Consider the following 19,004-nt stretch of genomic DNA (forward strand, 5'->3'; position numbering starts at 1 on the left):
ATGCGATTCCTCGTGGCAGTGCCGGCATTCCTCTCCGCGATGACCTTGGCGTCATGCAGCGATGGCGACCGTAGTAAGAGCTCTCCGACTTCGGTCGAAATTACGAACGTATCCTACGATCCGACCCGCGAACTCTATCAGGCGGTCAATGCGGCCTTCGCCGAAGACTGGAAACTCAAGACCGGTCAGACGGTGACGTTCCAGATGAGTCACGGGGGTTCCGGCAAACAGTCCCGCGCGATCATCGACGGGCTGGAAGCGGATGTTGCGACTCTGGCGCTGGCCTATGATATCGACGCGATCGCCGACAAGGCGAAGCTGTTGCCTGCAGACTGGCAGAAAGCGCTGCCGAACAACAGCGCACCCTACACCTCCACGATCGTATTCCTGGTCCGCAAGGGCAATCCCAAGGGGATTCGCGACTGGGGAGATCTAGCAAGGCCGGGTATTGGTGTCATTACCCCCAATCCCAAGACAAGTGGCGGCGCGCGCTGGAATTTCCTGGCGGCCTGGGCTTACGGCAAGAAAACGGGTGGCAGCGACGCCGCAGCCGAAGCGTTCGTGACCAAGCTCTTTCGCAACGTGCCTGTCCTCGACAGCGGTGCGCGTGGTTCGACCACGACTTTTGTCGAACGCGGTATTGGCGATGTCTTGCTGGCATGGGAGAATGAGGCATTTCTGGCGGAGCAGGAACTGGGCAAGGGCAAGTTCGAGATTGTCGCGCCGAGCATCTCCATTCTGGCCGAGCCGTCGGTCGCGGTGATCAGCAAGAACGCCGAAAAGCACGGAACGACGAAAGTCGCCGATGCCTATCTGCGTTTCCTTTATACCCCGGCCGGGCAAAGCATTATCGCCCAGAATTTCTATCGGCCTCGCGATACCCAAGTCATGTCGCAGTTCGGCAAGCGGTTCCCTGACATCGACATGGTCACGATCGATCGCGATTTTGGCGGGTGGAAAGCGGCGCAGGCCCGATTCTTCGCCGATGGTGCCATCTTCGACCGGATCATGGCGGAAAAATAATGGCCTTGCCTAAGCGGATCCGACACGGGTCCATCCTGCCCGGATTCGGGCTCAGTATGGCCATCACGATCAGCTGGCTGACGCTGATCGTGCTGATCCCCCTTGCTGCCGCCATCCTGAAGACGCTCGGGATGGGCTGGAATGAATTCGTGCGGGTAGGCTTCTCGTCGCGGGCGATCGACGCCTACCAGCTCAGCTTCGGCACCGCCGCGGCCGCCGGGGCATTCAACATGCTGTTCGGCTTGCTCCTGGCATGGGTGCTTGTCCGCTACCAATTCCCCGGACGCCGGCTGGTTGAAGCTCTCGTCGACCTTCCGTTTGCCCTGCCCACAGCGGTTGCTGGTATCGCATTGACCACTCTTTACGTGCCCAGCGGCTGGGTGGGCCGCTTTGCCGAGCAGGCGGGCGTCCAAGTGGCGTTCACCCCGCTAGGCATCACCCTGGCGTTGATTTTCGTCGGCATCCCGTTCGTCGTGCGTTCCGTGGAGCCGGTCCTGCGCGATGTTGCTGCCGACCAGGAAGAAGCCGCCCTGACCCTTGGCGCGACACGATTTCAAACCTTCTGGCTGGTCCTTTTGCCCACTCTGGCGCCGGCATTGCTATCCGGCTTTGCGCTGGCCTTCGCACGGGCAGTCGGTGAATATGGGTCGGTGATTTTCATTTCGGGCAACATGCCCGGGAAGACCGAAATCGCCCCCCTGCTGATCGTCACCCAGCTCGAACAATATGAATATTCGGCGGCGACGGCCAACGCGGTCATCATGATGGTCATAGCGTTCGGCGTTCTGCTGACCATCAACTCATTGCAGCTGATGCTCGCCCGACGCGGAAAGCGGTCATGATGCACCAGCCGAACATAAGGCGCAGCCCAGCCCAGATTCTGCTGCTCACGCTGGCACTAGCACTCGTCTTCCTATTCCTGGTGCTTCCGCTCGTCGTGGTGTTTGCCGAAGCCTTGCGCAAGGGGGCCGGGCCCTTCATCTCCGCCATTCAGGACCCCGACGCCATTTCGGCGATCAAGCTGACTTTGCTGGTGGCCGCGATCAGCGTGCCGGCCAACACGGTCTTCGGGCTCGCCGCATCATGGGCCATCGCCAAATATCGGTTCCGCGGGCGCGGCCTGCTCCTGACGCTGATAGACCTGCCGTTCGCGATTTCCCCGGTCGTGTCCGGGCTGGTGTTCGTCTTGCTGTTCGGTGCCCAGGGACTGTTGGGACCGTGGCTACAGCAACATGACATCAAACTGATCTTCGCCGTTCCGGGAATCGTCCTTGCGACCATCTTCATCACCTTCCCGTTCGTGGCGCGCGAACTCATCCCGCTGATGCAGGAACAGGGCCAGCACGATGAGGAGGCGGCATTGTCGCTGGGGGCCAGCGGATGGCAGACCTTCTGGAAGGTCACGCTGCCTAACGTGCGATGGGCGCTGCTTTATGGGGTCCTGCTGTGCAACGCCCGGGCGATGGGCGAATTCGGCGCGGTATCGGTCGTTTCCGGGCACATCCGGGGATTGACCAACACCATGCCGCTACAGGTGGAGATTCTCTACAACGAATATAATTTCGTCGGAGCTTTCGCTGTCGCCTCGCTGCTCGCTCTTCTGGCCCTGCTCACCCTTGCCGCTAAATCCGTGCTGGAATGGCGCAGCGGGGTGGCACTCAAACGGTTGTCTGCCGCATGATCCGCCTTGCCAATATCTCCAAGAGTTTCGACCGCCAACCGGCCCTTCACGACGTCAGTCTCGACATCGAGCCGGGTGAATTCGTCGCCCTGCTGGGCCCCTCGGGATCAGGCAAGACCACCCTTCTGCGCATCATCGCCGGTCTGGACCGGCAGGACAGCGGTGCGGTCTATTTCGATGGGAATGACGTCAGCGATCTGTCCATTGCCAATCGACGGATCGGCCTGGTGTTCCAGAATTACGCCTTGTTCCAGCATATGAAAGTGGCCGACAACATCGCGTTCGGGCTGAATGTGCTGCCTCGTTCGAAGCGGCCCAAGCGTCCGGAAATTGCCAAGCGCGTGGCCGATCTGCTGAAATTCGTGCAGCTCGACGGACTGGGCGGACGCTACCCGGCACAGCTTTCCGGCGGTCAGCGACAGCGGGTCGCCCTGGCACGCGCGCTGGCGATCAATCCGCAGCTTCTGCTTCTCGACGAGCCGTTCGGTGCCCTTGATGCCCAGGTCCGCAAGGACCTCCGGCGCTGGCTGCGCAAGGTCCATGACGACACCGGCATCACGACCGTCTTCGTCACGCACGACCAGGAAGAGGCAATGGAAATGGCGGACCGGGTCGCGGTGTTGAGCCATGGGCGGCTGGAGCAGTTCGCCACCCCCGAAACCATTTACGCCCAGCCCGCGTCAGCCTTCGTGTCCAAATTCGTTGGCGAGACCAACATCGTTCGGGACGGCACGACGGCCTTGCACATGCGGCCTCACGAACTCGTCGAGGCCGCCAACGGCCGTTGGGCAGTTCGTGTCACGGAAGCGTTTCAGCGCGGAGGCGTCTGGCGGGTCGAAGGTCTGCTCGCCGACGGTGATGGACAGACACTCATGGAAATCGACCTGCCGCTTACCCGGGCGCGCCCTGATGCAGGCAGCATCGTAAAGGTCGATCCGATTGATTTTCGCACCTTCCCCCTTGGAGAACCGGCATGATGAATGTCGATAATCGCGAGCCCCTTTTCCAGGAAGTGTTTGACAGCCTGAAGGAGGCGATGGCTGGCCTTCGCTTCGGTACCGTGTCCTTGACAGTCCATGACGGACAGGTCGTCCAAATCGACGTGACCGAAAAGAAGAGGTTGGCTCTCAAGCCCAAACGCTAATCCCCAACCGGACCAACGCCGACCGGACCGCCGGAGGCATCGCAGTCCCGACCCATCCAGGAAGGTATGACGATGTACTCCATGATTGCCCTTGCGCTGTTACAGTCCACTGCGCTTTCGAGCGAACCAGTCCCACTCGCCGAAGACCCGGCTGCCGAGACCCGGCCGGAAAGCCCAAGCTCGGCCGGTACCGGCGCGGTCGATGACGGGGCTATCGTGGTGACAGCCCGTCGCCGGACCGAAACTGTTCAGGACGTCCCGCTGGCGATATCGGTCGTCGGCGGCGAGCACATCGACAACACCGGGAGTTTCAACGTCGGCCGCCTCCAGCAATTAACGCCGACGCTGCAATTCTACTCATCCAACCCGCGCAACACGGCTGTCAACATTCGTGGCATCGGCGTGCCATTCGGTCTGACCAACGACGGTATCGAGCAAGGCGTCGGGATTTACGTCGATGACGTCTATTATGCGCGCGTTGCGTCCGCGACGTTCGACTTCCTCGACGTCGACCGGATCGAAGTCCTGCGGGGTCCGCAGGGCACCCTGTACGGCAAGAATACCACCGCCGGCGCCATCAACATCACGACCCGCCAGCCGACCTTCGATTTCGAAGGGCGGGCAGAAGTTTCGATCGGCAATTTGGGTTTCAAGCAGGCCAAGGCCGCCGTATCGGGTCCGTTGTCGACAACCCTGGCAGCCCGATTGGCACTCTCGTCGACCAGTCGGCGCGGGACGATTTACAACGTCGCCACCGGCAATTGGGTCAATGAGCAGGACAATCTGGGCATCCGGGGACAATTGCTGTGGCGCCCCAACAGCGATGTCAACGTGACGCTCCAAGGCGATTTCAGCACGCAGGATCCCGAATGCTGCACGCAGATCTATGTTGGTACGGGGGCGACCCAACGCGCGTTGAACCGGCAATATGCCGCGCTCGCCGTGGCTCAGGGCTATGTCGTTCCCAGCACCAACGCATTTGACCGCGTCACCGATGTCGATGCCGATCTCAACGCCGGCAACAAGATCGGGGGAGTCAACCTTCGCGTGAAATGGGATGTCGGCCCCGGCACCCTGACCTCGATCACCGCCTGGCGGTTCTGGGACTGGAAGCCGGCCAACGACCGGGATTTTACGGGCCTGCCCATCACCACTCAGTCGCAGAATCCGTCCCAGCAGGATCAATGGACCCAGGAATTCCGCTACGCCCAATCGGGTCGCAACATCGACTTCGTGGTCGGATCATTTTTGTTCAAGCAAAAGGTCCGGACGCAGGGTACCCAAGTCCAGGGACCGGCCGCGAGCCGCTGGCTGATCAATCCCTCAAGCCCGCTGTCGGCCAACCCCGCCGTCCTCGATGGCTTGACCGCGGAAAACGATATCCGACTGGACAACACCAGCTTTGCCTTATTCGGCCAGCTGAGCTGGAAGTTCAACGAGGTGCTGACCATCCAGCCGGGCGTTCGCGTCAATTATGACAAGAAGAGCGGGCTCTATGATTCAGTGGTTACCGGTACTGCGTCCGATGGAACCCGGCAGCTGGTGCTGTTCAGCGGTCCCTATTCGACCGACCCCTGGATCGTGGCACAGCGCGCCGTTCTCTCGCCGCAACGGTTCGAGCCGAAATTCTCCGACTGGAATTTCAGCTATGATGTCACGGTCAGCGCCAAGCTCGCTCGCGATGTCCTAGCCTACGCAACCTACGCACGGACGTTCAAATCGGGGGGGATCAATCTCAATGGGGTGCCCAATGACGCCGCCGGTAACCCGCTGTTACAGGCCGGTGCGGTGGACCCGGAATCGGTCCGCCATTTCGAGGCCGGCTTGAAAGCGCAATTCTGGAACCGAAAGGCGACGCTCAACGTGGCGGCGTTCCGCACCGACATATCCGATTACCAGGCGTTGGTAACCAATGGCCAGCTGGGCGTGCTGCGCGGCTATCTCGCCAATGCCGACAAGGTGCGGACGCAAGGCTTCGAATGGGATTTTTCCGTCCGGCCGAGCAAGCGCTTCAACCTCTATGTCAACGGCAGTCGCACTGATGCGACCTATCGCAAATTCGTGGATGCTCCATGCCCGCCCGAACTGTCGGGGGGCGGGACCAGCACGCCAGTTGCTCCCCCGGGCACACCCGGCAACAGCCCGGCCAATTGCGACATTTCGGGACAGCGCCTCCCCGGGGTTTCCAAATGGTCTTTCTCTTATGGGGCGGAGGTCAACGCGCCCGTGACCCTCTTCGGCAAGGACGGTTCGGTCTATCTGGGCTTTGACGGCAACTCGCGCACCCGCTTTTCGTCCAATCCCAGTCCGTCGGCCTATACGTGGATCGACGGATACTCCCTCAGCAATTTCCGCTTGGGGTTCCGTACCGACTCCGGATTGGACATCTACGGATGGGTACGCAACGCCTTCAATACCGACTATTATGAGCAATTGGCGGTCGCGAGCGGTAACACAGGGTTGATCGTGGGGCAGCCGGGCGATCCGCGGACGTGGGGTGGCACCGTGCGAATTCAGTTCTGATGATTGGCGGGCGCGGGCTTCGTCGGGGAGAGGAGCTGACAGATGTCGGATGATCGGATCGGTGCCACCTCGTCGCGCCAAACGCTCCCTGCCCTTTTCTGGCGATTTCTGCGCTTCGGCATGCTCGCATGGGGCGGGCCCGTTGCGCAGATCGCGATGATCAAGCGTGAGCTGGTCGACGAAGAAAAATGGATTTCGCCGTCCAAATTCAACCGGCTGCTGGCGGTCTATCAGATCCTGCCCGGACCCGAAGCCCATGAGCTTTGCGTCCACTTCGGCATGCTTAAGGGGAAGCGTTTGGGCGGCTTCGTCGCGGGACTGGGCTTCATGTTGCCAGGCCTGGTTCTGGTCCTTGGCCTGGCCTGGCTCTACCAGCGCTTGGACTTCGACCAGCCGATCGTGGCGGCATTGTTGACCGGTCTCCAGATCGGGGTCATCGCACTGATCGTTCGCGCCTTGCACCGGATCGCCGGCCACGCGCTGGGCAATGGCGTGCTTTGGACGATGGCGATCGCCAGTGCGGCGCTGACATGGCAAGGCCTGAGTTTTTGGATCTTGCTTCCCTTGGCGGGATTGATCGCTGCAACAGTAAAGGACTGGCGGATCGCGGCACTGCTGGCCGTATCGGCAATCGTGCTTGTTGCCATGATGCCGGTCTCGCCGTTCGCTGGGTTCTCCTCCTCTGCCCACGAAAGTCCAACGCAAGCGCCAGCAAGTGCCAGCCTGCTCGCGCTCTTTCTATCGGGTCTGAAGGCTGGTCTCCTGACGTTCGGTGGCGCTTACACTGCAATTCCCTTCATCCGTGACGATGTGGTCGGCAGAGGCTGGCTCAGCGAGAGCCAATTCCTGGACAGCATTGCCCTGTCCAGCATCATCCCGGCACCACTGGTTATCTTCGCGACGTTCGTCGGCTTTGTCGCCGCCGGCCTCGGCGGCGCGTTGGCTATGACGGCCGGCATGTTCCTTCCGGCGTTCGCCTTCACCCTGCTGTTTTACGACCAGCTGGAGCGCGTCATTGAGGATAGTCGGCTGCATGGCTTCCTCGAAGGCGTTGCAGCCGGCGTGGTGGGGCTCATTGCCGTCACGGCATTCGAATTGGCATGGGCTTTGGCAAGGTCGATCCCTGCACTTCTCCCGGCAATCCTCATCTTCGCCGCCGCACTCGGATGTCTAATATATTCGCGGTCCAGGATTGCGGTGCCTGCGGTGGTGGTCGGAACCGCGCTAGCCGGGGTGGTGGCGTTCACCTGATCGATTTTTGCGAACGTCTACGCCTGCGGCCACGTAGTTCCTTTCAGAATTATGTCTCTTCAATTCGGGCAAGGAAATCGCCAAATCGTTCGCCGGAGTCACGATCCTTTGCAAATTTGGAAATGTTCTCCGCAAGGATCGCTACAATGCGCTCTTCCCCGACATTATCCGCGACCATCCGGTTTAGGCGGTCGCCGACGTGGCTGCCGCCGAGCCAGAGGTCGTATCGACCGGGCCCGCGACCAGTCAGGGCGATTTCCGCGATATAGGGGCGTGAGCAACCATTAGGGCAGCCGCTCATACGAATGGTGATGGGTTCCTCAGATAGGCCCTGGTCGGCGAGCAGGGCCTCGATCTTGCTGTTCAGCAAAGGCAGATAGCGCTCTGCTTCCGCCATCGCCAAAGGGCAGGTCGGAAGCGCCACGCACGCCATCGAGTTGCGCCGCAATCCGCTGGGTTCAGCGCCTGTACCCACACCATGTGTGGAGAGGATCGCATCGATGCTATCGCGGTCCTCCGCCGCCACGCCTGCCACCACTAGATTCTGGTTCGGCGTCAAGCGGAACTGGCCCCGATGGACTGACGCAATGTTTTGCAAGGCGGTTAGCAACCGCTGCCCACGCCTGTCCGAAATCCGCCCATTCTCGATGAACAGGCCGATGTTCCACATGCCGTTGTCGGTCTGGTACCAGCCGATGCGATCGCTGTTCGAGTCAAAGGAAAAGGGGCGGGTTGGCTCCAAAAGGGTGCCGAGCCGCTGCTCAATCTCCCCCTTGATGAAGTCTAGACCCTTGTCGTCGACGGTATATTTGAATCGCGCTCGAGGGCGGGAGGCGCGGTTGCCATAGTCGCGCTGGACGCCGATCACCGCGGTCGCGGTGTCGAGCAGCCGGTTTTTGGGGATGAAGCCGATCACATTGCCCAGGCGCGGATAGGTGTTCGGGTCGTTGTCAGCCCGGCCCATCCCACCGCCGATGACGACGTTGAAGCCCTCGAGCCCGATTTTGTCGCCAATGGCGATGAAGCCCAAGTCCTGAGTGTAAATATCGACGTCGTTCGATGGGGGTATGGCGAAGCCTATCTTGAATTTCCGGGGCAAATAGGTTGGGCCGTAGAGCGGCTCTTCCTCTTCCTCCGACGTCGCGATCCGCTCTTGGCCGAGCCAGATCTCGTGATAGGCGTTCATCCGCGGGATGACATGGTCGCTTAGCGCCTTCGAAAGCTCGGCAACCTCGCGGTCGAGCGTAGAGTCAGTCGGATAGGCGGTCGCCATCACCCCGCGGGCGTCATCGCCACAGGCCGCGATTGTGTCGAGCAGCACTGAATGCAGCCCTTCGATCGTCGACCGGATCTCTTCCTTGATGATCCAGTGAAACTGGAAAGTCTGGCGTGTCGTCAGACGGATCGTGTCGCCCCCATGGACGCGGGCGAGTTCGTCGACCTTAAGCCATTGTTCCGGCGTGCAGACTCCTCCGGGCAGGCGGACACGGATCATGAAAGTGTAGGCAGGTTCCAGCTTCTGCCGGCGCCGTTCGTCGCGGATGTCGCGATCGTCCTGCTGGTAGATGCCGTGAAACTTCATGAGCTTGTTGCTCTCGAAGGTCACGCCGCCGGTGATCCGGTCGAGCAGGTCGAAGCGGATTTGGCCGCGGAGGTAATCGCTCTCGGCCTTGATTGTCTCGTCGGCTGACAGCCGGTCGAGCGGCTGAGAGATGTCCGTGCTGCGGTCGATAGTGTCGGTCATGCCTGTTCTCAGTATACGTCGCGCTGGTAACGGCGGTCGGCGGCGAGCGTGCGCACATAGTCTTCGGCCGCCTCGCGGCCCTTGCCTCCTTCGCGTTCGACAATGGCAATCAGCGCTTCGTTGACGTCTGGAGCCATCGCCGCGCTGTCGCCGCAGACATAAAGATGCGCGCCTTCCTCGAGCCAGGAGTAGAGGTCGCGCGACCGCTCGGCCATGCGATGCTGGACATAGGTTTTTTCACCATCGCGCGAGAAGGCGACGTCGAGCTGCGACAGCAGGCGATCGGCGAGCCACTTCTGCAGCTCGAGCTGGTACAGAAAGTCGCTGCGGAAATTGCGCTCACCGAAGAACAGCCAGTTGCGTCCCTTGGCCTCACGCACCTCGCGTTCCTGCAGGAAGGCACGGAACGGCGCGACCCCGGTGCCGGGACCGACCATGACGACCGGCACATCGTCGGCGGGCAGGCGGAAGTTGGGGTTCTCCTGGATGTAGACCGGGACTGTCTCGCCTAGCGGCAGCCGGTCGGCGATCTGGGTCGAGGCGACGCCGCCGCGCGGGCTACCATACAATTCATAGCGGACTGGCGCGACGAGCAGATGCGCCTCGTCTCCCACAAAAGCCTGGCTCGATGCAAGCGAATAGAGCCGCGGCTGCAGCGGGCGGAGACTGGCAACAAGGCTCGCCGCATCGATCCCAGGAACCGGGAAACGCTCCACGATGTCGACGACATGATGGTCGCGCAAAAACGCGGCGCGATCGGCCAGTGCAGTCTTCAACGCCCTCAGTTCGGACGCATCGCTGAGCTCCGACCATTGATCGAGGAAACGAGGAGTGGCTGCGACGATCTCAAGCCGGTGGGCGAGCGCGTCACCCAATGTCAGGGTCGTATCTTTGACGGCAACTTCGTCATTCGCCGAAAGGCCAGTCGCGGCGAGCAGCGCTTCAACCGCATGCGGATTGTTGGTAGGCAGTATGCCGAGCGCGTCGCCTGGCTGGTAGGCAAGGCCGGACCCGCCAAGATCGAGTTCGACATGGCGCGATTCTTTGGTGGAATGGCGGCCAACAATTGGAATATTCTCAACCACCGTTGCCGTAAACGGATTACGGCGATCATGGACCGGAGCGACCACGCGTAGCGGTGTGGCGACGCTAGCCGGCACGGTCGAGGGCGCGTCTGTCGCCAGCAGGTCGAGCACTGTCGTACGCCACGACGCCGCAGGCTCGTCATAGTCGACGTCACAGTCGATCCGATCGGCCAGCCGGTCTGCCCCCAATGCCTCAAGCCGCGCATCGATCCGCCGCCCGGCCTCGCAGAATTTCTCGTAAGTGGAATCGCCGAGCGCAAGCACGGCGAAGCGCTTCCCCTCAAGCCGAGGTGCGCGCGGCCCCTCGATCCATTCGAAGAAACCCAGCGCCGACGCGGGCGGGTCGCCCTCGCCATGAGTACTGACAACGAACAGCAGGTCGTCCTCGTCCTTCAGCTCGCGCTGCTTGTAATCGGCAAGGTCGAGTTTCCGCGCATTGAGTCCGCGACCGGCCGCTTCGTCCAGTAAGGCCGCAGCGAGCGCGCGGCTGTTGCCGGTCTCGCTGCCGGTCAGGATGGTGAGCGAACGGGCGGGGGGTGCCTGAGGCGCAGTGAGCGTGATGCCGCCGATACGCGACAGGCCATGGTCGAGCCCTGCAAAATAGCCGCTGATCCAACGCGCCTGCTGGGCACTGATCGTCGCGGCAAGCCGGTCGAGCAGCTGCCACTGATCGATGCTGAGGACGCCGTCGCGGACGGGAATTTCGGCGGTCATGACGCAAGGCCTTCTTGCTGGCTGGCGGTGGCGAGCGACGCGCGCAGATGGTGGCGCGCGACCCAGCCGATGATGACCGTGACCGGCGCGCCGGGGGGGAAGTCGGCCATGGTCCGGTGAATGTCGCTCACCCGGGTCGCGGTTGAGGCCTCTCCGGGAAGCGTGGCCGAGGCGATGGCCACCGCTGGAGTCGAGGGATTGAGACCTGCAGCAATTGCGCGCGTAACGAACTCAGCCAACGTTTTGCGCGGCATGTACAGGACGGTGGTGGTTTCGGCATCGGCGACCGAGCGCCAGTCGATATCGGTCGGCAGCTTGCCGTCCGAGCCATGACCGGTGAGATATTGCACGCGGCGGGCATGGTCGCGCTCGGTCAGTGACAGACCAAGCGAGGCGGCGGCCCCCTGCGCCGCGGTGACTCCCGGGACGATTGCGACCGGCACGCCAGCCGCCTGGCAGGCGACGAGTTCCTCGGTCGCGCGGCCGAAGATTGACGGGTCTCCGCCTTTCAGCCGGACGACGGTTTCGCCCGCCAGCGCGAGCTCGACAATGCGACGGTTGATCTCGGATTGGCGGGTCGAGGGTCCATGACCGCTTTTGCCTACCGGCAACCGCTTCGCCTCGCGCCGTGCCAGTTCGAGGATCTCAGGGCCAACGAGTTGGTCGTAGAGAATGACCGTCGCCCGTTGCAGCGCGCGAACCGCCTTCAAGGTCAGCAGTTCGGGATCGCCCGGACCCGCACCGACCAGCGTCACCGACCCAACCTTTTGCGGAACGCCCTGCAACAGTGCGACATAGTCGTGATCGTTGGGTTCACGCTCAGGGTCAGCCCAGGCAGCGTCGGCGAAGCGGCGCCAGAAGGCCCGTCTACGCTCGAAATCCCTGGCGTCGGTCTTGAGCCGGGCGCGCCAGCCCTTGGCCGTGGCGGCCCAGCGCGAAAGTCCGCGCGGCAGCACGCTTTCGATCTTGGCGCGGATCGACTGGCCGAGCACCGGCGCCGTGCCATCGGTCGATACCGAAATCACCACAGGGGAGCGGTTGATAATCGTTCCGAACTGGAAGTCGCTGAGGTCGTCCCGGTCGACAATCCCAACAGGCACGCCGGCTTGGCGGGATGCGGCGGCGAAACGCCGCGCTTCGGCTTCAGGCAGGTCCGCAACCGCGATCGCGGCCCCGGCGAAATCAGCACTGGTCCATTCGTCCCCGCCGCGTTCCACCAGATTGCCGCCCGCCGCGCGAAGCAATTCGGCTTTCCAACTTGCACCCGCCGAACCGCCGACGACCAGCGCCTTGCGGCCCTTCAGCTTGAGGAACAGCGGCAAGGTAGCAAGCGCGGCGATGGGCGGCGGCGCGGAGACCGGCGTACTCATCATCGGTCTCCGGCCGCCGCCGGTTCACGGCGCACCACATGGAGGCCGCATTCGCGTTTCGAATCCGCTTCCCACCACCAGCGTCCGGCACGTTCCTCTTCACCCGGCTGGATGGCGCGGGTGCAAGGCTCGCAACCGATCGACGCGAAGCCCTGAGCGTGCAGCGCATTTATCGGTACGTCATTGGCGGCACAGAAATCCTCGACCTCACGGCGTGTCCAGTCAAACAGCGGCGCGGCCTTGATGAGATCGCGGTGCGCGTCCCACTCGGCGAAGCGGGCGGAGCGGCGCGCGTGCGACTGGTCAGCGCGAAGGCCGGTGATCCATCCTTCCGCACCCGCCAAAGCCTTTTCGAGCGGCGCGACCTTGCGCGCGTGGCAGCAGGCCAGGCGCGCGCTTTTCGACCATTGAAAGCCGTTGGCGCCGAAGCGGTTGTTGAGGTCGGCTAGGTCGGCAGGCTCAGGGTGGAGCGAGCGAAAGCGAATGCCGTAGCGCTCTTCGGTTTTGGCCCAGAGCTCGTAGGTTTCGGGGAACAGCCGACCGGTGTCGATCGTAACGAACTCGACGTCGAGCCCTGCCTCGCAAATCATATGGAACAGCGCCTGACCCTCCATGCCGAAGCCGGCCGTGAATATCAGCCGTCCGGGAATGGTTTCCCGCATCGCGCGCAACCGGTCGATCGGGCTGGGTTCAATTTTGTTGAGGTAGGCAAGCCTCTCGCCGACAAGGACGGGAATGGCAGGCGTGACATCGGTGGCAAAGATGGCCGTCATTGAACCTCAAAAACCTCCAGATTAGAATAATCTTCCAAGCCCAGTATCTATGACCGATTGTTTGACCCTTGCTTCAAATCCGCCTCGATGCGATGGTTGGCCTCAAATCTTTAGAGGGAGCGCTTGCGTCAAGTCGGCCCCCCCAGAAAGCATGATAGACGAGGCGGTGAAGGCCAAATTTAGGAAAATATACTCAGATTTTGGAAAAGTTGAGTGGACCGTACCGATCATAAAATCCTCGAAATCCTCCAGCAGGATGCGTCGCTTCCGGTCTCCGAGATCGCCGAGCGCGTGAACCTATCGCAAACGCCTTGCTGGCGCCGGATCCAGAAGATGGAAAAGGACGGCATTATCCAGCGCCGGGTCGCCATCGTCGATCCGGACAAACTGGGATTGGGACTGACCTTTTTCGTCGAGATCGAATCCCGCGATCACTCGCGCGAATGGTCTGATCAATTCATCGCGTTCACAACCGCCTTGCCGCAAGTCATGGACGTTTACCGAATGGCTGGCGACGTAGACTATTTACTTCGCGTGGTGGTCGGATCCACTGGTGAGTTCGACAAATTCTATCAGCGTCTGATCGGGAGCGTCGCGCTAAAAAATGTCACGTCACGATTCGCCATGGAACGAATAAAAGTCTCGACCGCCTACTCTCTTTTGCACATCTGACGGCTCTTTCAGATTAACCATGTGTTGCATTATGAGGTGGAGAGGTGCGGCCGCCCCCGAGTTTACGGCCCCGAAGTCGGACCTATTTGGCCATTTCGAGACCGACTTCGGGTAGAACGCAATTGCTTGACGGCTCGACCGGCCAAGTTCCGGCTACGGTCCTCCAGACCTTTCTACACTAGCCGGGCGATTGCGCTCTTCAATCGTCTAGCCTCGGCTTTGGGTCGATTGCGGACATAGTCATGCGAAGATCCAACCCTCGCTAAAGCACCGAAAGGTCGATCTCGCCATGCCGGTCGAGCACGTTCGTTGTCGGCGGCATCTGATATTTCAGCCCCGTCGCGCAATTGAACAGAACGACCTTTTCGTAAGGCTCGACGAAACCTTCGCGCACCGCCGCGTGGTAGGCGGCCAGCGTCGCGCCGCCTTCGGGGCATAGCAATAGTCCGTCCTTGCGTGCGGCGGCATCCACCGCCTTCAGGATCGCGGGGTCGCCGACCGCCATCGCTCGGCCGCCGCTTTCCCGAACCGCCCGGAGGATTAGGAAGTCGCCGACTGCTCGGGGCACGCGGATTCCGGCTGCGACTGTCGCCGGGTCTTCCCAGCGCTCTGCATGTTCCTTGCCCGCTTCGAAGGCGCGCACGATGGGGGCGCAGCCGGACGCTTGAACGGCGTACATTCGCGGGCGCTTCGAGCCGATCCATCCGAGTGCCTCCATCTCGTCGAACGCCTTCCACATGCCGATCAGGCCGGTGCCGCCGCCGGTCGGATAGAAAATCGCGTCGGGTAGCTCCCACCCTAACTGGGCCGCGAGTTCGAAGCCCATCGTTTTCTTCCCCTCGATCCGATAGGGCTCTTTCAGCGTCGAGAAATCGAACCAGCGGCCCTCTGCGGCGCCCCTTCCGATGATCGCGCCGCAATCGTCTATCTGGCCGTTGACCCGCCACACCCGCGCGCCCTGCGCGGCGATTTCCCGGACGTTCACTTCCGGCGTTTCCTCGGGGCACAGGATCACCGTTTCGATCCCGCACCGCGAGGCATAGGCGGCGAGCGCGGCGCCGGCATTGCCGTTGGTGGGCATGCCGATCCGCTCAACGCCGAGCTCGCGGGCCATCGACACCGCCATCACCAGCCCGCGCGCCTTGAACGATCCGGTTGGAAGCCTGCCCTCGTCCTTGATCAGCACATTGGTACCGCCCGAGCGGGGGATAAGGACCAGCGGCGTTTCGATCTCGCCGAGCGATACGATGCTTTCAGTGCGGCGCACCGGCAGCATCTCGCGCCAGCGCCACATGTCTGTTGGCCGCGTCTCGATCAATTCACGCGACACGCAAGCCCGGATTGCATCGAGATCGTAGCGGACGAGCAGCGGACGGCCGACGCGGGACAACCCCTGCAACCGATCCGCCTCGAACCGCTCCCCCGTCATCGAACATTCGAGATGCGTGACGTAGGTCCGCCGATCAGCACGAAGATTTTCGTTCATGAGGTCGGTGTAGGGGGAAGGGCGTGGCGGTCAATGACTGCTACGTTTGGGGGGGCGGACATTCGTTAGATGCCGAAGCTATAAACGCGGTCACAGAATCAATTTCAGAGGCGGAGGTCGGGCACCAGGACGCGCTACCGTGGCGGGAAGGGTTCGTCGGCCAGACCGGACCGCTGGACAAAGCTAACGACCGCGGCGACGGCATCAACCACATTTACCGCATCTGCCTTCAGTTTCACCGCGAAGTGCTGGCGAAGGTGAAGCGACAATGGGGGCAGGTTTCTTGACGCGGTCAGCCTGCTCTTTCTGCCATGGCGCGGCAAAGGGCGGACCAGCGAAACGCGTCGGCCGCCTTCTCGAAATCTTCTTCCGCGATCGCTTCCTCGTTGAATAGCTCGGCTAGCGTTTCCCAGATCGGCGGGACGTTTTCGGCTTCGGTAGGGGAAGGATCAGAACGCCGTTTTACAAACATACTCATTCAGACCGGATCGGTGACCGTCCGGCACAGGTCCAGCGGCCTTCCACGAAAGGTCCGTTGATCGGGACGAACGGCCGTTGGTCGGATCTTGCGGGGTTTGGTCGCAAAGGAGTTGGAACTCGCCCCAGCATAAATACTTACGGCCGCATGATTGGACCAAACTCGCCTCGCGAGCGTGCTGCCAAGCAGTGCCGATGGATCGTCACGGCCATGGTTGGCGTCGGCCTGGCGCTAATGCTGGGCCTGCTCGCGGTAGAATATTATCGATAAGCGAAAGGGCTGGCGGCAGGGTACTGCGTTGGCCCTTTGATCGAGAGCGATGAAGTGTCGCGGATTGGCGAGCGAACTGCAACCGTTTGAAGTGCTGGCATGACGGGATTGGTCCGCAAAGCAAGTTGAAGCTTAGGAGAAGGCCAGAATTGGCCGCTAACTGGCTTGGTGTGTCTTTCCGGCTTCGAGAATAAGCTGAATCTCACGGTTACGAGCCTTGCGTTCGTAATCGAGCGCAAGTTCTTCTAACTCTGCTTTTTTTAAGGCTATCGGCTCTACCGCCGCCATGTTCCTTGCCACTGCGGCTAGCTGCCGAAATTGCTCGACCTGCAACATACGCAATCTCACTCAACTGGCTTCGGCAAATGTGTTGTAGGCTTAATGGATGAACATAGCAAAAATGTGAAAGGCCTAGCGACGGGGACTTTCGCAGCTGTTACATAGGGGGTATCGTCCGCCTCACCCTTTGCTTCCCCGAGGTTTGCCAAGGGCTACGTCCGAAACGTCGGCGGATGGCCACCATATCATATCGCTAAACGGAGCCAAGTGCTCACCGTGCGGGACTGGTACGCGAAGCAGTGTTCAGTGCTAACGAAATGCTCATGACGGTATCGAAAAGTTGGGAACACGCGCGGGTCGGGTTTCTGCTCCCCCCACAGTGTGACAGCAGGGAATGCCAAAAGGGCGAGGCGCCGTTTTCGATGTCTATCGTTTTGATATGCCGGGGTGGTAATTGTTTACGTCGAGCGATTTATAGCAGGTGTGCCGCGAATTTTTTTGCCAAGCTGCGGTTGAGCGAGAAAATGCCGCACTGAAGCAAGCAGCATCAGCGCGGCTTATGTCTCATGAAGGGAAGGCGTAAACAATCAGCCGACTCGGCTGCGGTATTTTAGGGATATGCTGATCGGTGGTAATCAGCCAGAGCCGCACAATCGACATCCCGCCAAAGATATGCGCCGAATTGTCCAAGGCCTCCACATTGCCTAATTCAGGGGCTGCCCGGATGCTTAGCACTGTTTGGAAACGCATCAGGAATGCGAAAGGGCCGGCCACAGGGGTGAACCGACCCTTTCATCGGGGGTAACCGCATTGTTCAAGAACTCAGCGGATAGCTAGAGTGTATCAGGTGATGAAAAGAGCTTAAATAGTCCATCGCTCAACTAGACCTGTTCGGGCACCCGTTCGACATCGGATACCTGACCTTCCAGCCCGACTCTTAACAGAAAGGCGCTTAATCACGTGACTTTCTCTCAGCCGATAGCTTGGCCAGCTCCAGCGCTTCAATTCGACGTAGAGCCTGAGCGTCGTAGTGGTCTGCAAGCTCGATTAGTTTCTGGCGGTCTGCGGGGTCGATCGTCGTTCCTGCGACATTCCGAGTGATTTTCGCCAGCTTTCGCCAATGCTCTACGCGATCCATGTCATACCGAGATTTGACCTAGAGTTGCCTGCCAAATTCACCAGGAATGACGTCAAATCAAGTGCCTTGATAGTCCTACAAGCAGCGATCGAGGTCGAAATGTGAGTTGGCGGCGAAACTCGCCGAGATGATATGGGACGGTCATTCAGAACATGACGGCGAAGGTCCGATCTAGGTCGAAAGCGAACATCGTGCTCAAGTGTTGAGGCTCGGTAGCGCTTGACTGTTCGCCCTGACGGCCGGACTTATCCGGGCAACAAAACCTGTCGACATTGGTAGGGAGCTTCCCTTGTCAGACCGGTCCAAATGGCTTCGCTACCCTTCGTCCTCAATCGGTAACCGCCGCTTTGATACGACAAACCAGACGCCGACGGCTCTTGTTTGAGCCTGATTGCTCGGCTTCCGTCCACGGATACCCACGCCTCGGAGCCTCTGTAGTCGACCCTCAGCGACTTTGGTGGCTGGCATTCATAGAAGACGCTGGTCCCGGGCCCGTCCACAGGCGCGCAGCCAAGTGCCGCGCCAAGGATAACGGCGCCCACGCCCCGCCACACGAATTTGACCATTACAAACCTCAGTAGCCAGTATTGCTGCAAAGAACGTCGGCAAGATAAACTCGGCCTCTAACTGTTTCGAGAGATTGTCGCGCTGAAGCCCGCCACCCCATCGATGCGCAGAAGCGGTCCGCAGTTTCGGCCGCGCAACTCGCGTTCGCCGATTGGCTACGGCAAGCCAAAACGCGATATCCATTTTGAGCTGGGGCCGGGTAGAACTGCGCCGCCATGCCACGCAGCGACTGGTTGCTGCCAGGTTCACCGGGAGAACCGTTCCACCCCGTCGGTCGGATCGACTGTACCTGCCGGCCTCTCAGAGGCGAGCCGAGCATGATTGTGTCGCGGTCATAGGTGCGACAGGGTCCCCGATAATTGGTTTGCTCGCAAAGCTCCCAACGACCGCTTTTAACTCGAATACTGTTGACTCGCCACGCCAGCCCAAGGTTTGGGTTTGGTCCACTGACAAACACAGCAGGGCCCTGGAAATTGATGTCGCGATAAAAGGTCGCTTCGGGTCCCTGAGGTGGACGAGCCATTTTGTCGTCTTGCGAAATGGCCGGCGCTGAAATGGAGGAGGCGACAATCGCAAAAGCGAAGGTGCAGGCGCAAAGGGCACTCGAAAATCGACGCATGGGTTGCTCCTTCAGGTTGGCACGCTGAACGCAACACTCACTGATACGCTAGACTGCACTCGCTTGACCAAGAAAGCCAATCTGGCTGCAACTAGAGTTGCTGGGCCGTCAGGGCCTATCAAAAAAGCCGTGCGGCAGGCTTAGCTTCAAATTGTGCAGTTTAATGTCATTGCCGTCATTAACGATT

At 60.9% G+C, this 19,004-nt stretch carries 18 protein-coding genes; 9 read left to right on the top strand and 9 right to left on the bottom strand.

The annotated features are described in order from the left end of the window. The 7 genes from G570_RS06515 (at position 1) to chrA (ending at position 7,622) form a co-directional block, all read left to right on the top strand. Positions 1-1,023 (top strand): sulfate ABC transporter substrate-binding protein, encoded by a 1,023-nt coding sequence (locus tag G570_RS06515; protein ID WP_037500351.1) that lies wholly within the window; start codon positions 1-3, stop codon positions 1,021-1,023. After that, positions 1,023-1,865: a sulfate ABC transporter permease subunit CysT gene (cysT, locus tag G570_RS06520; protein ID WP_037500354.1), complete on the top strand. Its 843-nt coding sequence runs from the start codon at positions 1,023-1,025 to the stop codon at positions 1,863-1,865. The genes G570_RS06515 and cysT overlap by 1 nt, the downstream gene beginning before the upstream one ends. Beyond that, complete coding sequence (gene cysW, locus G570_RS06525; protein ID WP_037500357.1) at positions 1,862-2,704, top strand: sulfate ABC transporter permease subunit CysW; 843 nt, start codon at positions 1,862-1,864, stop codon at positions 2,702-2,704. The genes cysT and cysW overlap by 4 nt, the downstream gene beginning before the upstream one ends. Then, positions 2,701-3,681, top strand: coding sequence for a sulfate/molybdate ABC transporter ATP-binding protein (locus tag G570_RS06530; RefSeq protein ID WP_037500360.1), 981 nt, complete (start codon positions 2,701-2,703; stop codon positions 3,679-3,681). The genes cysW and G570_RS06530 overlap by 4 nt, the downstream gene beginning before the upstream one ends. Beyond that, the gene (locus G570_RS13370; protein WP_084607566.1) at positions 3,678-3,848 is read left to right on the top strand and encodes a DUF2292 domain-containing protein; all 171 of its coding nucleotides are present in this window, start codon (positions 3,678-3,680) and stop codon (positions 3,846-3,848) included. The genes G570_RS06530 and G570_RS13370 overlap by 4 nt, the downstream gene beginning before the upstream one ends. 72 nt (positions 3,849-3,920) lie before the next feature. Beyond that, entirely contained in the window at positions 3,921-6,371 is a 2,451-nt protein-coding gene (locus G570_RS06535) for a TonB-dependent receptor (RefSeq protein WP_037503938.1), read from the top strand. A gap of 42 nt (positions 6,372-6,413) precedes the next feature. Further along, a complete protein-coding gene (chrA, locus tag G570_RS06540; RefSeq protein WP_051504107.1) occupies positions 6,414-7,622 on the top strand; it encodes a chromate efflux transporter in 1,209 nt (402 codons plus the stop codon). A 49-nt stretch (positions 7,623-7,671) separates the two neighbouring features. Here the strand turns inward: chrA and cysI are convergent, their stop codons facing one another. The 4 genes from cysI to G570_RS06560 are packed head-to-tail and all read right to left on the bottom strand — an operon-like array spanning position 7,672 to position 13,308. After that, a complete protein-coding gene (gene cysI, locus G570_RS06545) occupies positions 7,672-9,366 on the bottom strand; it encodes an assimilatory sulfite reductase (NADPH) hemoprotein subunit (protein WP_037500363.1) in 1,695 nt (564 codons plus the stop codon). 8 nt (positions 9,367-9,374) lie between these two features. After that, the gene (locus G570_RS06550; protein WP_037500366.1) at positions 9,375-11,165 is read right to left on the bottom strand and encodes an assimilatory sulfite reductase (NADPH) flavoprotein subunit; all 1,791 of its coding nucleotides are present in this window, start codon (positions 11,163-11,165) and stop codon (positions 9,375-9,377) included. Beyond that, on the bottom strand, positions 11,162-12,535 hold the full coding sequence (cysG, locus tag G570_RS06555) for a siroheme synthase CysG (protein WP_169731734.1): 1,374 nt from the start codon (positions 12,533-12,535) through the stop codon (positions 11,162-11,164). Before cysG ends, G570_RS06550 begins: the two co-directional genes overlap by 4 nt. After that, positions 12,535-13,308: a phosphoadenylyl-sulfate reductase gene (locus G570_RS06560; RefSeq protein WP_051504109.1), complete on the bottom strand. Its 774-nt coding sequence runs from the start codon at positions 13,306-13,308 to the stop codon at positions 12,535-12,537. The genes cysG and G570_RS06560 overlap by 1 nt, the downstream gene beginning before the upstream one ends. A gap of 213 nt (positions 13,309-13,521) precedes the next feature. On the opposite strand from G570_RS06560, the gene G570_RS06565 reads away from it, so the two are divergent. Then, positions 13,522-13,980 (top strand): Lrp/AsnC family transcriptional regulator, encoded by a 459-nt coding sequence (locus G570_RS06565; protein ID WP_037500371.1) that lies wholly within the window; start codon positions 13,522-13,524, stop codon positions 13,978-13,980. A gap of 262 nt (positions 13,981-14,242) precedes the next feature. Here G570_RS06565 and G570_RS06570 read toward each other — a convergent pair whose 3' ends face one another. Continuing rightward, complete coding sequence (locus G570_RS06570) at positions 14,243-15,466, bottom strand: threonine synthase (protein ID WP_037500374.1); 1,224 nt, start codon at positions 15,464-15,466, stop codon at positions 14,243-14,245. Between the two features lie 23 nt (positions 15,467-15,489). Between G570_RS06570 and G570_RS06575 the strand changes: the two genes are divergently transcribed. Then, a complete protein-coding gene (locus tag G570_RS06575) occupies positions 15,490-15,753 on the top strand; it encodes a hypothetical protein (protein ID WP_037500377.1) in 264 nt (87 codons plus the stop codon). A 5-nt stretch (positions 15,754-15,758) separates the two neighbouring features. Here the strand turns inward: G570_RS06575 and G570_RS06580 are convergent, their stop codons facing one another. The 4 genes from G570_RS06580 to G570_RS13380 form a co-directional block, all read right to left on the bottom strand. Continuing rightward, positions 15,759-15,944 (bottom strand): hypothetical protein, encoded by a 186-nt coding sequence (locus G570_RS06580; protein ID WP_156930345.1) that lies wholly within the window; start codon positions 15,942-15,944, stop codon positions 15,759-15,761. Between the two features lie 426 nt (positions 15,945-16,370). Further along, positions 16,371-16,562, bottom strand: coding sequence for a hypothetical protein (locus G570_RS06585; protein ID WP_156930346.1), 192 nt, complete (start codon positions 16,560-16,562; stop codon positions 16,371-16,373). Between the two features lie 1,314 nt (positions 16,563-17,876). Next, positions 17,877-18,197 (bottom strand): MliC family protein, encoded by a 321-nt coding sequence (locus tag G570_RS14105; protein WP_084607568.1) that lies wholly within the window; start codon positions 18,195-18,197, stop codon positions 17,877-17,879. An 8-nt stretch (positions 18,198-18,205) separates the two neighbouring features. Further along, positions 18,206-18,817, bottom strand: coding sequence for a beta/gamma crystallin-related protein (locus G570_RS13380; protein ID WP_084607570.1), 612 nt, complete (start codon positions 18,815-18,817; stop codon positions 18,206-18,208). Positions 18,818-19,004 lie beyond the last annotated feature (187 nt).

The sequence above is a fragment of the Sphingomonas jaspsi DSM 18422 genome (assembly GCF_000585415.1).
In the GTDB taxonomy this organism is placed as follows: Bacteria; Pseudomonadota; Alphaproteobacteria; order Sphingomonadales; family Sphingomonadaceae; genus Sphingomicrobium; species Sphingomicrobium jaspsi.